Annotated in this window: 15 protein-coding genes; 4 read left to right on the forward strand and 11 right to left on the reverse strand. The window is 65.5% G+C overall.

Going from position 1 to position 13,488, the window contains the following annotated elements; all coding sequences use genetic code 11:
- Positions 1 to 48 precede the first annotated feature (48 nt).
- A complete protein-coding gene (ptsP, locus tag FNV92_RS02780; protein WP_014439216.1) occupies positions 49 to 2,316 on the reverse strand; it encodes a phosphoenolpyruvate--protein phosphotransferase in 2,268 nt (755 codons plus the stop codon).
- A gap of 374 nt (positions 2,317 to 2,690) precedes the next feature.
- Entirely contained in the window at positions 2,691 to 3,947 is a 1,257-nt protein-coding gene (locus FNV92_RS02785; protein ID WP_014439217.1) for an aspartate kinase, read from the reverse strand.
- Positions 3,948 to 4,098: 151 nt separating this feature from the next.
- Here FNV92_RS02785 and FNV92_RS02790 point away from each other — a divergent pair, with 151 nt between their 5' ends.
- The 3 genes from FNV92_RS02790 to FNV92_RS02800 all read left to right on the forward strand — a co-directional run bounded on the left by FNV92_RS02790 (position 4,099) and on the right by FNV92_RS02800 (position 6,361).
- On the forward strand, positions 4,099 to 4,566 hold the full coding sequence (locus tag FNV92_RS02790; RefSeq protein WP_014439218.1) for a PH domain-containing protein: 468 nt from the start codon (positions 4,099 to 4,101) through the stop codon (positions 4,564 to 4,566).
- A 14-nt stretch (positions 4,567 to 4,580) separates the two neighbouring features.
- Positions 4,581 to 5,354, forward strand: a complete 774-nt coding sequence (gene ubiG, locus FNV92_RS02795) for a bifunctional 2-polyprenyl-6-hydroxyphenol methylase/3-demethylubiquinol 3-O-methyltransferase UbiG (protein WP_168213382.1) — start codon at positions 4,581 to 4,583, stop codon at positions 5,352 to 5,354.
- Positions 5,355 to 5,461: 107 nt separating this feature from the next.
- Positions 5,462 to 6,361: an EamA family transporter gene (locus FNV92_RS02800; protein WP_143842349.1), complete on the forward strand. Its 900-nt coding sequence runs from the start codon at positions 5,462 to 5,464 to the stop codon at positions 6,359 to 6,361.
- A gap of 6 nt (positions 6,362 to 6,367) precedes the next feature.
- Here the strand turns inward: FNV92_RS02800 and FNV92_RS02805 are convergent, their stop codons facing one another.
- Genes FNV92_RS02805 through FNV92_RS02830 form a run of 6 tightly spaced genes read right to left on the reverse strand, consistent with a single transcriptional unit; the run spans position 6,368 to position 9,509 of the window.
- On the reverse strand, positions 6,368 to 6,700 hold the full coding sequence (locus FNV92_RS02805) for a hypothetical protein (RefSeq protein WP_143842348.1): 333 nt from the start codon (positions 6,698 to 6,700) through the stop codon (positions 6,368 to 6,370).
- A 9-nt stretch (positions 6,701 to 6,709) separates the two neighbouring features.
- Complete coding sequence (locus FNV92_RS02810; protein ID WP_143842347.1) at positions 6,710 to 7,192, reverse strand: DUF1178 family protein; 483 nt, start codon at positions 7,190 to 7,192, stop codon at positions 6,710 to 6,712.
- Entirely contained in the window at positions 7,189 to 8,079 is an 891-nt protein-coding gene (locus FNV92_RS02815) for a carbon-nitrogen hydrolase family protein (protein WP_143842346.1), read from the reverse strand. Before FNV92_RS02815 ends, FNV92_RS02810 begins: the two co-directional genes overlap by 4 nt.
- The gene (gene grxC, locus FNV92_RS02820) at positions 8,076 to 8,351 is read right to left on the reverse strand and encodes a glutaredoxin 3 (RefSeq protein WP_014439224.1); all 276 of its coding nucleotides are present in this window, start codon (positions 8,349 to 8,351) and stop codon (positions 8,076 to 8,078) included. The genes FNV92_RS02815 and grxC overlap by 4 nt, the downstream gene beginning before the upstream one ends.
- A gap of 47 nt (positions 8,352 to 8,398) precedes the next feature.
- On the reverse strand, positions 8,399 to 9,190 hold the full coding sequence (locus FNV92_RS02825) for a ComF family protein (RefSeq protein WP_143842345.1): 792 nt from the start codon (positions 9,188 to 9,190) through the stop codon (positions 8,399 to 8,401).
- Positions 9,191 to 9,194: 4 nt separating this feature from the next.
- Positions 9,195 to 9,509, reverse strand: a complete 315-nt coding sequence (locus tag FNV92_RS02830) for an NIPSNAP family protein (RefSeq protein ID WP_143842344.1) — start codon at positions 9,507 to 9,509, stop codon at positions 9,195 to 9,197.
- Positions 9,510 to 9,648: 139 nt separating this feature from the next.
- On the opposite strand from FNV92_RS02830, the gene FNV92_RS02835 reads away from it, so the two are divergent.
- Positions 9,649 to 10,497 carry a methyltransferase domain-containing protein gene (locus FNV92_RS02835; protein ID WP_143846108.1) on the forward strand — a complete coding sequence of 283 codons (849 nt, stop codon included), beginning with the start codon at positions 9,649 to 9,651 and terminating at the stop codon, positions 10,495 to 10,497.
- Between the two features lie 122 nt (positions 10,498 to 10,619).
- Here FNV92_RS02835 and FNV92_RS02840 read toward each other — a convergent pair whose 3' ends face one another.
- From FNV92_RS02840 to FNV92_RS02850, 3 genes are all read right to left on the reverse strand, one after another.
- Complete coding sequence (locus FNV92_RS02840; RefSeq protein WP_143842343.1) at positions 10,620 to 11,030, reverse strand: (deoxy)nucleoside triphosphate pyrophosphohydrolase; 411 nt, start codon at positions 11,028 to 11,030, stop codon at positions 10,620 to 10,622.
- 10 nt (positions 11,031 to 11,040) lie between these two features.
- Positions 11,041 to 12,282, reverse strand: a complete 1,242-nt coding sequence (gene argJ, locus FNV92_RS02845) for a bifunctional glutamate N-acetyltransferase/amino-acid acetyltransferase ArgJ (RefSeq protein WP_014439229.1) — start codon at positions 12,280 to 12,282, stop codon at positions 11,041 to 11,043.
- Between the two features lie 102 nt (positions 12,283 to 12,384).
- Positions 12,385 to 13,308, reverse strand: a complete 924-nt coding sequence (locus tag FNV92_RS02850) for a peptidylprolyl isomerase (protein WP_014439230.1) — start codon at positions 13,306 to 13,308, stop codon at positions 12,385 to 12,387.
- Positions 13,309 to 13,488: the final 180 nt, after the last annotated feature.

Below are 13,488 nucleotides of genomic sequence, written 5' to 3' on the forward strand. Positions count from 1 at the left end.
CAAAAAAAGCGGAGGAAGCAAGGCGGCGAAGGCGAGCGGACAGGCCCGCTACAACGCCAGGCCTTCGGCCTCGGCAAATTCCGTCAGCTTCTGCCGGATCGAGACGCTGCCGGCGGGCGCGTCCAGCAGCGGGTCGAGCATCGCCTCGGCCTTTTTCGCGTCGAGGTCGATGACGAGCGCCTTGACCGGGCCGAGCGCGGTCGCCGACAGCGACAGCGAGCGATAGCCCATCGCGATCAGGGCGAGCGCGCCGATCGGCTTCGACGCCATCTCGCCGCAGAGCGACAGCGACTTCTTCGCGGCGTTGGACTTGCGTGCGATCTCGCGCAGCACGCGCAGGATCGGCGCCGACATGGTGTCGAAGCGCTCGGAGACCTTGGCGTTGCCGCGATCGACCGCGAACAGGAACTGGAACAGATCGTTGGAGCCGACCGAGATGAAGTCGACCTTCTTCAGAAGCTCGTCGAGCTGGTAGAGCAAAGCGGGCACCTCGACCATGGTGCCGATGTCGATCCTTTCAGGCAGCGTGTGGCCGTGCTGGCGCAGATAAGTGAGCTCGCGCTCGACCAGTGCCTTCGCCGAGTCGAACTCGGCGACCTCCGAGATCATCGGGAACATGATGCGCAACGCGCGGCCGCCGCCGGCACGCAGCAGCGCGCGGATCTGGCCGCGCAAAAGGCCCGGACGGTCCAGCCCGAGCCGGATCGCGCGCCAGCCGAGGGCGGGATTTTCCTCGATCACCGCTTCCATATAGGGCAGCGCCTTGTCGCCGCCGATGTCGAGCGTGCGGAAGGTGACGGGCTTGGGGCCGGCGGCATCCAGCACGGTGCGATACAGCGCGAGCTGGTCGCTGGTGCGCGGAAGGCTCTGGCCGACCATGAATTGCAGCTCGGTGCGGAACAGGCCGATGCCGGCGCTGCCGGTGTCCTCGATATGCGGCAGGTCGATGGCTAACCCTGCGTTGATCATCAGTTCGACCTTCTGGCCGTCCCTGGTGACGCAGGGCCGATCGCGCAACGCCAAATATTGCGCCTGGCGGCGGGCACGGAAGCGCACGCGCTCGGCGAAGGCCGCCTCGACCTCCTGCGACGGGCGCACATAGATCGTGCCGGATGTGCCGTCGACGATGACGGCATCGCCGGGATCGGCGATGCCGGGCGCGTTCGGCACCTCGCCGACGGCGGGGATACCAAGCGCACGCGCCACGATCGAAACGTGGGAATTGGCGGTGCCTTCCTCCAATATGATGCCGCGCAGGCGCTTGCGGTCGTAGTCGAGCAGTGCCGCCGGTCCCATCGCGCGCGCGATGACGATGGCATTGTCGGGCAATTGTTCGCGTGACGGCGCGTGGTCCTGCCCGACCAGCTGCCGCATCAGGCGGTAGCCGAGGTCCTCGAGGTCATGCAGCCGGTCGCGCAAATAGGGGTCGGTCGAGCGCAGCATGCGCGCGCGGGTGTCGGACTGCACGCGCTCGACGGCGGCTTCCGCGGTGAGGCCGGTGGCGACCGCCTCGTGCAGCTTGTGCGACCAGCCCTGGTCGTTGGCGAACATGCGGTAGGCTTCCAGCACCTCGCGGTGCTCGCCCCCCTCGGCGACGTCGCCGCGCTCCAGCATGCGGTCGAGATCGGCGCGCAGCTTGGCCAGCGCGGTGTCGAGCCGCTTGATTTCCTTCGGCAGGTCCTCGGCGATGTAATCCTTGATGACGACGCGCGGCTCGTGCAGCACGACATGGCCGAGCGCGATGCCTTCCGACAGGATCGCGCCGACCTTCTGTGCGGAATGGCGCGCAGCGGGCTCCTGGCCCGGCTGGGCCAGTGCGGACAATTCGCCGGAGGCGATCAGCTCCGCCAGCACCATCGCGGTGGTCTGCAGCGCCTCGAGCTCTTCCTCGACATAGTTGCGCTTGGCGCGGTTCTGCACCACCAGCACGCCAAGCGTGTTGCCGGCGCGCAGGATCGGCACGCCGAGGAAGGAGTGGTAGATTTCCTCGCCGGTCTCGGGGCGGAACGAGAAGGCCGGGTGGCTCTGCGCATCGCTCAAATTGAGCGGAGTCGCCTCGCTGGCGACGAGGCCGACCAGGCCCTCATGTGCGCTCAGCACGGTGTGGTGGACGGCCTCGCGGTTGAGGCCTTCGGTGGCGTAGAGCTCGAGCGTGTTGTCGATGCGCAGCACATAGACCGAGCACACCTCTGCCACCATGTTGGCGGCGATCAGCACCACGATCTTGTCCAGCCGCTCCTGGGCCGAGACCTGCTCCGCCATGGTTTCGCGGAGCCGTCTCAACAAGACGCGGGGACCTCCCGACGCGCTCCGCATGAACCGTCAATCTCCTCCGTCTGCCGGGCCCGGCGGTATCAGCCGGCGGCTGGCCCAAAATCCCAGAAAAACAACCGAATTGTCTGTCCGGCGCAGGCGCAAACCCAAATCTTCTTGAGATTTCGTGCTTTGCACCGAATCAGCGGCCTGAACTGGGACACAGTCTGCGGCAGCCCACCCTGTTCGCCGTATAGCGAATTGAGGCTTGTTTTGCCAAGCAAAACGCCTGCCAAACGCGAAGGTGTGTATACCTTCGCGTTTGCTGCGACCGCTAAGAGAAAATTAGTCCAGGCATGGTCCGGAAAAGAGTGCGAAGCGGTCTCCCGGAAGGACCATGCTCTAACAACATTCTAAAGCGCGACGACGGTCGCGCTTTAGGCCTGATCAAGCCCGTAGAGCGTGTGCAGGGTGCGGACCGCGAGTTCGGTATAGGCGGTGTCGATCAAAACCGAGAATTTGATCTCGGAGGTTGTAATGGCCCGGATGTTGATATTTCGTCCCGCGAGGGCCGAAAATGCCTGGGCGGCGACGCCGGCATGGCTGCGCATGCCGCTGCCGATCACCGAGATCTTGGCGACGTCGGTGGCGGTATCCAGCCTGGCATAGCCGATCTTGGCCTTGGCGGCGGTAATCGTGTCCTTGGCGCGGGTGTAGTCGGCGGCCGGCACCGTGAAGGTGAGGTCGGTGGTCTTGCCGTCCTCGGACACGTTCTGGACGATCATGTCGACGTTGATGTTGGCATCGGCCAGCGGGCCGAAGATCGACGCGGCGACGCCCGGCTTGTCCTCGATCTGGCGCACCGAGATCTGGGCCTCGTCCTTCGAAAAGGCGATACCGGTGACGACGTGGCTTTCCATGATCTCCTCCTCGCTGCAGATCAGCGTGCCGGGCGGCTGGTTGGCATGCGGGTCGATATCCTCGGGCTTGTCGAAGCTCGAGCGGACGAAGATCGGCATGTTGTGGACCATGCCGAGTTCCACCGAGCGAACCTGGAGCACTTTGGCGCCCTGGGATGCCAGTTCCAGCATGTCCTCGAACGCGATCTTGTCGAGCCGCTTGGCCTTCGGCACGATTCGCGGGTCGGTGGTGTAGACCCCGTCGACGTCGGTGTAGATGTCGCAGCGATCTGCCTTGACGGCGGCGGCAATCGCCACGGCCGAGGTGTCGGAGCCGCCGCGGCCGAGCGTGGTGATGCGGTTCGTTTCAGGATTGACGCCCTGGAAGCCGGCGATGACCGCGACTTCCTTGCGCTCCTGAAAGCGCTTGATGATCTCGCTGCCATCGATGTCCTCGATCCGGGCCGAGGCATGGGCGTCGCTGGTCTTGATCGGGATCTGCCAGCCCTGCCAGGAGCGGGCCTGGATTCCCATGCTCTGGAGCACGATGGCCAGGAGGCCCGAGGTCACCTGTTCGCCGGAGGCGACGACGGCGTCGTATTCGCGCGCGTCGTGCATCGGCGAGGCCTCGGTGCACCAGGCCACCAGCTCGTTGGTCTTTCCGGACATCGCCGAGACGACCACGGCCACTTCATGGCCGGCGTCGACCTCACGCTTCACATGGCGTGCGACGTTGCGGATACGTTCGATGTTGGCGACGGATGTGCCGCCGAATTTCATCACGAGGCGGCTCATGACGACGCGTGCATTCCTTCATAAGGATCAGTATGGTGACCCGCACCGGACGGGTGCCTGCGGACACCGACCGCGCGTATACATAGCGGCGGGGCCGGGGGCAAGCGGGTTCCTGCGGGGCCGGTTGTGGGGTAATGGGTTAACCGGGATCATGGCGCGCTATATCGACGAGATTCTTCAGCCCGGCGAGAAGGTGCTGTATTCGACCAATGCGCACTGGATTTTCTATTTTCCGGCGATCGTGGCCTGGGTTGTGGCCTTGGCGTTCTTCGTCGCGTCCCGGCAAACCATCGTCGAGGGGCTCGTGCTGCTCTGTCTCGTCGCCTCCGGCCTCGCGGCTCTGGCCGCGCTGTACTGGACCGTGAAGGGCTGGTTCCATCGCTTCACCACGGAGACCGACGTTACCAACCTCAGGGTGGTGCACAAGACCGGCTTCATCAAGCGCCGCACCTTCGAGATGGCGCTGGACAAGGTCGAGAGCGTCGACGTCGACCAGTCGATTCTTGGACGTATTCTCAACTATGGCGACGTGACGATCCGGGGTGTGGGCGAGGGTATCGAGAAGATCACCACCATCGCCTCGCCGCTCGCCTTCCGCAGTTCGATCACCACGCGGTAGGACCGCGCGCAACCATGAGCATGCAGCAAAATACTTCCGCACCCGCAAGCCCTCAGCCAGGCTCGACCGTCGACGCCGCCGAGATCGCGAAATTCTCGAAGCTCTCGGCCGAGTGGTGGGATCCCAACGGCAAGATGGCCCCGCTGCACCGGATCAACCCGCTGCGGCTCGGCTACATCCGCGACGCCGCCTGCCGCAAGTTCGAGCGCAACGTGCGCAGCCTCAACAGTCTCGGTGGCCTGCGCGTGCTCGACATCGGCTGTGGCGCCGGCCTGCTGTGCGAGCCGCTGTCGCGGCTCGGCGCGCAGGTCATCGGCGTCGATCCATCGGCGAGCAACATCGCGGCGGCGAAGTTGCACGCCGACAAGGGCCATCTGGCGATCGACTACCGCTGCACCACGGTGGAGGAGATCGACCCGCGCGAGCGCTTCGACATCGTGCTGGCGATGGAAGTGGTCGAGCACGTCGTCGACGTCGGCGTCTTTCTGAAACGCTGCGCGGCGATGCTGAAGCCGAACGGCCTGATGGTGGTCTCGACGCTGAACCGGAACTGGAAGAGCTTCGCGCTCGCCATCGTCGGCGCCGAATACGTCCTGCGCTGGCTGCCGCGCGGCACCCATGAATGGAACAAGTTCGTCACGCCCGACGAGCTGACGAAATACCTCCTCGACAACCGCCTCGTCATCACCGAGCAGACCGGCGTCGTCTACAGCCCGTTCGCCGACAAATGGTCCCTCTCGTCGGACATGGACGTGAACTACATGGTGGTGGCGGAAGGCATGGTGTGAGGGGCGCGCGAGGCGCTAGCATCGCACCCATGACATCCGCCTGATTGACCTGCTTGGCCGCTAGCGGCAGGTTGGCCGGAATCTTTCAGTTCTCCAGCCCCGCCCCCATGCTCACCATCGCCAGCCTCTGGATTCCCTTCACCGTCATCGCTGCGCTCGGCCAGGTCGCGCGCAATGCGATGCAGCGGTCGTTGACGAAGCCGCTGGGGACGTGGGGGGCGACCAATATCCGCTTCCTGTTCGGCTTCCCGTTCTCGCTGCTGTTTCTGGGTGTGGTGCTGGTGGCGACCGGCGATCATCTCAATGTGCCGCCGACCGTGTTCTGGCCGTGGCTGCTGCTGGGCGCGCTCAGCCAGATCGTCGCGACCGGCCTGATGCTGCTCGCCATGAACGACCGCTCCTTCGTGGTGACGACGGCGTATCTCAAGACGGAAGCGATCCAGACCGCGATCTTTGGCTTCGTCTTCCTCGGCGACCACCTGACCTGGCTCAAGGTGCTGGCGATCGTGGTCGCGACAATCGGCGTCGTCATCACGGCGCTGCGGCCCGGCGGCGAGAAGAGTTTTGCCGAGCTGAAGCCGACCATCACTGGCCTCGTCGCAGCCGCGGCCTTCGCGCTGTCGGCGGTGGGTTTTCGCGGCGCGATCATCAACGTGCCGGGCGTCTCCTTCGTGACGTCGGCGTCGTTCACGCTGGTGCTCGGCCTGTTCGTGCAGACGCTGATTCTGACGATCTTCCTGCTCTGGCGCGCGCCGAAGGTGCTGCAGTCGATCCTGGCCTTGTGGAAGCCGTCGCTGCTTGCGGGCTTCATGGGCGCGTTCGCCTCGCAATTCTGGTTCCTGGCGTTCGCGCTGACGGCCGCCGCCAATGTCCGCACGCTTGCTCTGATCGAGGTGCTGTTCGCACAAGGCGTGGCGTACTACTCGTTCAAGCAGCCGATCGCGGCGCGCGAGATTCTTGGCATCGCACTGATCGTGATCGGTGTGGCGGTGCTGGTGGGGGCGTAGGACTTGTCAGCGGAGTCCGGCGAGGATGCCGGTCACCAGTGTGCTTAACTCGCCGTTCAAGATCGGGTTTGCCAAATCAAAGATCGCGGCTTGGATCAGTTCCTCGAACCCTGCTTCGAAGTCGATGTCTTCGCGGCATTCCACGAGATTAGCCCACTCTTCAACGGTTGACGCATCGATCTCTCCCCTAGAATAGCGGTCGAGCACGGCAGCGATGTGGCTCCGTAACAACGTAACCACCGGGTCGCCGTCCCAAGTTAACGTACCAAGTTTTGTCTTGAGCTGCTCTATGGGTGCATCCAACCTGATAAGTGACGAAAGAGTGGATTCGCGGCTCATGGGGCCGCGTCAGTTCCGGTCTTCCGGCAGCGTCGGCAGCGGCGACACCTCGATGCCCTCGTCGATCAGCGACTTTGCCTCGTCCGGCGAGGCCTCGCCATAGATCGGACGATGCTCCTTGTCGCCGTAATGCATCGCGCGCGCTTCGTTAGCGAAGCGCTCGCCGACATTGTCGGCGTTTTTCACGATGTGGTCGCGCAGTTCCTTCAGCTTGGCGCGCAGCTCGCGCTCCTGCGCCATCAGCAGCGAGGTCGGTCCGGACGGCGCCGCCTCGGGCGCAGGCGTGGCGGCAAACTCGGGCGGCGGCGTTGCGGGTCCGCGCCCCTTCTTGCCGACGATGCGCGGGGCCATGATCGCCTTGCCGACCTTGGCCGAGCCGCAGATCGGACAGGTCACCAGCTTGCGCTTCACCTGGGAATCATAGGCCGACGAACTCTGGAACCAGCTTTCGAATTCGTGGTTTTTGTCGCAGTGGAGCGCGTAGCGGATCATGCCGATCCCCGCACGAGGTGCAGATGGTCCGGTCCCGCCTTGGGGTCAGCCACGCCGAAGCGGCGGCCGTGCTGGAGCGAGGGGATCGCGCGGCGTGCGGTCTCGACCTTGGCCGGATCGATCTTGGCCATGATGATGCCGGGTTCGACATCGCCCTCGGCGAGGATCTCGCCCCAGGGATCGATGATCAGCGAGTGGCCATAGGTCTCGCGCTTGTTCTCGTGGGTGCCGGCCTGCGCCGCCGCGAACACGAAGCAGCCGGTCTCGATGGCGCGTGCGCGCAGCAGGATGTGCCAATGCGCTTCGCCGGTCTTGCGGGTGAAGGCGGAGGGCACCGTGAGGAAGGATGCCCCGCTCTCGGCCAGCGCGCGGTAGAGCGCGGGAAAGCGCACGTCGTAGCAGATCGTCAAGCCCACGCGGCCCCAGGGTAGGTCGGAGATCACCGCGGTCTCGCCCGGCTGGTAATTGGCGGATTCGCGATAGCTCTCGCCGTCCGGCAGCACGATGTCGAACATGTGGATCTTGTCGTAGCTCGCGAGCACATTGCCCTCGGGCCCGATCAGGAACGAGCGGTTCACCGCCTTCTCCTCGGAGAAGCGCAGCGCCAGCGAGCCGACATGAAGGTGGATCTTCAGCTCGGCCGCGAGCGCACGATAGGCCTTCAACGAGGCGTCGTCCTCTTCGCTCTGGAGGTGCTCGAACAGCGCCGTCCGGTTCAGCTGCATCATGTTGCTGACTTCGGGCGTCTGCACGTAGTCGGCGCCACTGGCCGCCGCCTGCCGGATCAGCTGGGTGGCCTGCGCAAGGCTCGGCCCGGGTAGCAGGCCGGTGCGCAGCTGGATCATGGCCGCGGTGAAGGTGCGATCCTGAGCTTGATCCTGGCTCATGATATCGCCTTCACGCTCTCGAGCATCGCATCGAGCTTGCCCTCGCGGTCGAGCGCGTAGAGGTCGTCGCAGCCGCCGACATGGGTGCCGCCGATCCAGATCTGCGGGAAGGTCGAGCCTTCGCCGGCGCGGTCGTACATCTCGTCGCGCCAGGACGGGTTCTTGGCGACGTCGAACTCGGCGAAAGTCGCCTTTTTGCGGGTCAGCAGCGATTTGGCGGCGGAACAATAGCCGCAGCCGGGCCTCGTGTAGATCTCGACAGCAGCGGTCATGTTGGCTGGCGCTCTCATGTCATGAATTCATTGAATTATATGGGACTTCACCTGATCTCCACAACCCGGGCAAAGACCAGCACGTCGACCTGGGCCGCCTTGGCGCGGAGCAATGCCCGTGCGCAGGCGTCCAGCGTCGCGCCCGAGGTCAGGACATCGTCGATCAGGACGATGCGGCGGCCCTGGACCTCGGCCTGACGGTCGGCGGATACCTGGAATGCGCCCTGCACATTGGTGGCGCGCTGGGCCCGCGACAGGCCGATCTGCTGCTCCGTGGCGCGCACCCGGCGCAGCACCTCGCCGCGCACCTTGACTCCGCTCTGCCGCGCGATGATCCGCGCGAGCGCCCCGGACTGGTTGTAGCGGCGCCGCCAGGCCCGGCGCCAGTGCAGCGGCACCGGCACCAGCATGTCGGCCCCTGCAAGCAGTTCGCTCCCCGCGCGCGCCATCCAGCGGCCCATGGCGGGGGCCAGGTCGGTGCGGTCCTGGTACTTCAGAGCGTGTACGAGCGTGCGCGCGACGTCGTCATATCGAACCGCCGCGCGCGCCCGCTGGTAGGCCGGCGGGCTCGCGATCGCCTCCATCGACAGCATGTCGGGGCCGGGATCATAAACAAAGGGAATGCCGAGCCGCGGGCAATAGGGCCGCTCGATGAACGACAGCCGCGCCCAGCACGCCGCGCACACCCCCTCGCCGTCGACCGGCTCGCGGCAGGACACGCACAGCGTCGGCAGCGCAATGTCGAGCGCGAGCCGTGCCGCCCGCGACAGCACGTGGCGGCCGGCGCCGAGTGCGCCGCGCAGATAGCTCGAAATGAAGCGTGATGCCTCTGCCTCCATCGGCCTAGGGCGTGTTCGGGAGCACGGGTCGGAAGAACGATCGCTCATAACGGCGGAAGCAGCGCGTTTCCTTTGCAAAGGCGATCGCCCTCTGGACGTCCGGATCTTCGGCGCTGTCTTTCCGATATTGCTCGTAGGCCGCGAAGCTCGGGAAGCTGAACATCGCCAGCGCGACGTCGCTCGCCCCTTCCGAGGGCAGGAAATACCCGTGGTGAATGCCGCCGAATCTAGGCAGTAGTTCCAGCCACATCCTGCCGTAAGCCTCGAATTCGGCGAGCTTGTCCGGCGGGACTTCGTATCGCAGATAACAAGTGACCATCGTCGGATACTCCGGCGCGCCGCGCACCTGGCGCGGATTATTGGCTTGGAACGCGAGGGCCGTTGTCGGCTTCCATGAGGGAAGCTAGCGCCACACGGGGTGGATTGCCAGAACCGCCGTGATCGGCGTAACCAGCGGCATGGCTTCGACCCCACAAACCCCGCCCGCCCTGTTCGACCGCGCTTTGCTGCATGCGCGGCAGCGGCGCGCGCAGGCGCAAGGTGCCGTGAGCTTCCTGCTGGCACGTGTGGCAGAGGACATGTCCGACCGGTTAGCCGCAGTGATGCGAGAGTTTCACTTGGCGGCCGATCTCTGGACGCCAGGCGAAGGGCTCGCCGGGCTGCGCACGCGGCTTCCTGCCATCGAGCGGATCGCACTCGATCCGACTGGCGCCGAGAAGCTGCCCTTCGCTCCCGAAAGCCTCGATCTCGTCGTCTCGGCGCTGGCACTGCAATTCGTCAACGACCTCCCAGGCGTGCTCACGCAAATCCGTCGTGCGCTGAAGCCGGACGGCTTGCTGCTCGCCGCGATGATCGGCGGCGACAGCCTGACCGAGCTGCGCCAGGCCTTTGCTGCGGCGGAGGCCGAATGCGAGGGCGGGGTGTCGCCGCGGGTGGCGCCGTTCGCCGATCTCAGGGACATCGGCGCGCTGCTGCAGCGGGCGGGCTTTGCGTTGCCGGTGACCGACGTCGATCGCGTCGTCGTGCGTTATGGCAATGCCTTTGCGCTGATGCAGGATCTCCGCCGCATGGGCGCGGCCAACGTGCTGATCGAACGGCGCCGCACACCCAGCCGCCGCGCGACGCTGCTGCGTATGGCCGAAATCTACGCCGAGCGCTTCGCCGATGCGGACGGCCGTATCCGCGCGACGTTCGACATCATCTGGCTGTCGGGCTGGGCCCCGCATGCGAGCCAGCAGCAGCCGTTGAAACCGGGTTCGGCGAAGGCGAGCCTGGCGGAGGCGGTGAAGAAGGCGGGGGAGACGTAGACGCTCTCCTCCGTCATGGCCGGGCTTGACCCGGCCATCCACGTCTTTCAGCCAGGCACGAAGATTGTGGATGCCCGGGACAAGCCCGGCATGACGCCGAGCGCGTGGTGAGTCCGTCGGCCTCACATCAACAAGTCAATCAGATGCGGGATCAGCGGAATGTCCGCCGGCGGCATCGGATAGTCGCGCAGCTTGTTGGCACGGACCCAGGCCAGGGTCTGGCCTTCGCGCGGTGTGACCTGGCCCTCCCAGCGCCGGCAAATATAGAGCGGCATCAACAGATGAAAGGTCTCGTAGGCGTAGCTGGCAAAGGTCAGTGGCGCCAGGCACGGCTCGGCGACGGTGATGCCGAGCTCCTCGTGGAGCTCGCGGATCAGGCTCTGCTCCGGCCGCTCGCCGGGTTCGCACTTGCCGCCGGGAAACTCCCAGAGGCCGGCCAGCGTTTTGCCCTCGGGGCGCTGCGCGATCAGGACACGCTTGTCGGCATCGACCAGCGCGCAAGCTACCACCAGTGTCAGTTTGAGATCGGCCATCGGCGTTTGCTTACGACCTGTAATCCCCGTTGATCGCGACATATTCCTTGGTGAGGTCGCAGGTCAGAACGCGGTCGCGGCCCTTGCCCAGGCCGAGCGAGACCTTGATCGCGATCTCCGGCGCCTTCATCGCTTCCGACACCTGCGCCTCGTCATAGGATGGGTCGCGCGCGCCGCTCTTGGCGACGCGGATGCCGTTGAACGAGATCGACAGCTTGTCGCGATCGGCCGGCTCGCCGGCCTTGCCGACCGCCATCACCACGCGGCCCCAATTGGCGTCCTCGCCGGCGATCGCGGTCTTCACCAGCGGGGAGTTGGCTATCGACATCGCGATCTTGCGCGCGGAGGCCTTGGTCTTGGCGCCTTCGACGGTGATCTCGACCAGCTTGCGCGCGCCTTCACCGTCGCGGGCGACCTGCTCGGAGAGGTTGGCGAGCACTTGGTTGAAGGCTTTGACGAAGGCTTTTAGCCTGGGATCGCTGGCGCGGCTGATCTTAGGTGCGCCGTGCTCGGCGGCGGCGCCTGTCGCGAAGGCCAGCAGCGTGTCCGAGGTCGAGGTGTCGCCGTCGATCGTCACCGCGTTGAATGTGTCCTCGACGCCGGCCTTGAGCAGCGCCTGCAGTGCGGCCGGCGCGATCGGCGCGTCGGTGAAGATGAAGGACAGCATCGTCGCCATGTCCGGGGCGATCATGCCGGCGCCCTTGGCCATGCCGTTGATGGTGACCTTGGCCTTGCCGAGCTTGACGGTCGCGGTCGCGACCTTGGGGAAGGTGTCGGTGGTCATGATCGCCTTGGCGGCGGCGAGATAATCGCCGGCCTCGGCGGTCTCGGCGAGACCGCCGAGCACGCCGTCGAACTTGGTCGCATCCAGCGGCTCGCCGATCACGCCGGTCGAGGCCAGGAAGATTTCGCTCTCGCTGCAGCCGACGGCCTTGGCCGCGATCTTCGCGGTCAGCGCGGTCGAGCTGCGGCCGGTCTTGCCGGTGAAGGCATTGGCGTTGCCGGAATTGACGACGAGGGCGCGCGCCTTGCCGCCCTTCAGCTTGGCGCGGCACCATTCCACCGGGGCGGACGGGCATTTCGACTTGGTGAAGACGCCGGCGACCGCGGTGCCCTTGTCCATTATCGCCAGCAACACGTCGGTGCGGTTCTTGTAGCGGATGCCGGCCTCTGCCGTCGCAAGACGGACGCCCGCGATGGTGGGCAAATCGGGAACGTGTTTCGGAGCGAGCGGGGAGACGGAGGAGGACATCGTGTGGCGCCTTGATGAGGTCTGGATATGCAGATGGCCGGGCATTTGCCCGGCCATTGCGACGTTAGATACTATTGGCGTCCGCGAAGTGACAGCGAATTCTTACTTCTTCGCGGGCGGCGCCATCTTGCTGTCGGACGGCTTGGCGTCGGAAGGCTTGGCGGGGTCGGCCGGCTTGGCGTCCGCCGCCGGCTGGTCCGTGCGCTCGACCTTGGCTTCCGCGCGCAGCTTGGCGACGTAGTCGGCCTGGGCCTTGCGGGTGACGTACTGTTCGATCTGGGCCTTGACCTGCTCGAAGTCCGGCGCCTTGCGGCTGCGCTTTTCCTCGACCTTGATGATGTGCCAGCCGAACTGCGACTTCACGGGGTCGGAGATCTTGCCCGGCTCGAGCGCGAAGGCCACCGTCGAGAATTCCGGCACCATCTGCTCCTTGGTGAAGAAACCGAGGTCGCCGCCGTCGGCGGAGCCCGGATCCTTGGACTTCTTCTTGGCGAGCTCGGCGAAATCGGCGCCCTTGTCGAGCTCGGCCTTCACCGCCTTGGCCTCGTCCTCGGTCTCGACCAGGATGTGGCGGGCGCGCACTTCCTGCTCGCCGGTGATCTGCTTGGAGGCCTCCTCATAGACCTTCTTCATGGCGTCGGGGGTGGTGGCGGCCTTGCCCTCCTGAGCCAGCAAATTGTCCATCAGCAGGCGGTTGCGGGCGAATGCCAGGCGCTTCTTGAACTCCTCGCTGTCGGCGACCTTCTTGTCCTCGGCGGCCTTGGACACGATCTTCATGTCGATCAGGAACGACAGGACGTTCTCGTCCTTGGTCGCCGGGTCCATCTGGGCGAGGCTCGGCCCGAGTTCCTCTTCGGCCATGGCGACGTCGCTCTTCTTGATTTCCGCGCCATTGACCTTCGCCAGGACCGGATCGTCGGCAGCCCGGCCGGGACCCGCGATCAGCGCCAGCGCAAGGCAGCCCACGAGGGCGGTGGCGAGGCCGAAGCGCAGGCCGGTTTTGGTTACCGGGAACGAGGTGGTCATGGAAAATCCTTTTGTTGAAGCAGGGGGCTGCTCGAAGCGGGCGGACACTCGCCCAATTCAGGGGGGCTTGGCAACGCGAAAAGTCTGTCAAAATGATGAATTAGCCGCAATGCGGCTGCCGTTGACAAGGCCCTGACCGGGCCATATCTCTGCCCGGTCGCGACCATGGCGATGGCGTTT

Source organism: Bradyrhizobium cosmicum, from assembly GCF_007290395.2.
GTDB lineage: Bacteria > Pseudomonadota > Alphaproteobacteria > Rhizobiales > Xanthobacteraceae > Bradyrhizobium > Bradyrhizobium cosmicum.

Excerpts from the sequence above, each read along its gene's own strand:
- grxC (WP_014439224.1), bottom strand. The coding sequence starts at position 8,351 with ATGACCGCTGCTGTCGAGATCTACACGAGGCCCGGCTGCGGCTATTGT.
- FNV92_RS02850 (WP_014439230.1), bottom strand. The coding sequence starts at position 13,308 with ATGACCACCTCGTTCCCGGTAACCAAAACCGGCCTGCGCTTCGGCCTC.
- FNV92_RS02790 (WP_014439218.1), top strand. The coding sequence starts at position 4,099 with ATGGCGCGCTATATCGACGAGATTCTTCAGCCCGGCGAGAAGGTGCTG.
- FNV92_RS02825 (WP_143842345.1), bottom strand. The coding sequence starts at position 9,190 with ATGGAGGCAGAGGCATCACGCTTCATTTCGAGCTATCTGCGCGGCGCA.
- ptsP (WP_014439216.1), bottom strand. The coding sequence starts at position 2,316 with ATGCGGAGCGCGTCGGGAGGTCCCCGCGTCTTGTTGAGACGGCTCCGC.
- FNV92_RS02805 (WP_143842348.1), bottom strand. The coding sequence starts at position 6,700 with ATGAGCCGCGAATCCACTCTTTCGTCACTTATCAGGTTGGATGCACCC.
- FNV92_RS02800 (WP_143842349.1), top strand. The coding sequence starts at position 5,462 with ATGCTCACCATCGCCAGCCTCTGGATTCCCTTCACCGTCATCGCTGCG.
- ubiG (WP_168213382.1), top strand. The coding sequence starts at position 4,581 with ATGAGCATGCAGCAAAATACTTCCGCACCCGCAAGCCCTCAGCCAGGC.
- FNV92_RS02840 (WP_143842343.1), bottom strand. The coding sequence starts at position 11,030 with ATGGCCGATCTCAAACTGACACTGGTGGTAGCTTGCGCGCTGGTCGAT.
- FNV92_RS02815 (WP_143842346.1), bottom strand. The coding sequence starts at position 8,079 with ATGAGCCAGGATCAAGCTCAGGATCGCACCTTCACCGCGGCCATGATC.
- FNV92_RS02785 (WP_014439217.1), bottom strand. The coding sequence starts at position 3,947 with ATGAGCCGCCTCGTGATGAAATTCGGCGGCACATCCGTCGCCAACATC.
- FNV92_RS02835 (WP_143846108.1), top strand. The coding sequence starts at position 9,649 with ATGGCTTCGACCCCACAAACCCCGCCCGCCCTGTTCGACCGCGCTTTG.
- FNV92_RS02810 (WP_143842347.1), bottom strand. The coding sequence starts at position 7,192 with ATGATCCGCTACGCGCTCCACTGCGACAAAAACCACGAATTCGAAAGC.
- argJ (WP_014439229.1), bottom strand. The coding sequence starts at position 12,282 with ATGTCCTCCTCCGTCTCCCCGCTCGCTCCGAAACACGTTCCCGATTTG.
- FNV92_RS02830 (WP_143842344.1), bottom strand. The coding sequence starts at position 9,509 with ATGGTCACTTGTTATCTGCGATACGAAGTCCCGCCGGACAAGCTCGCC.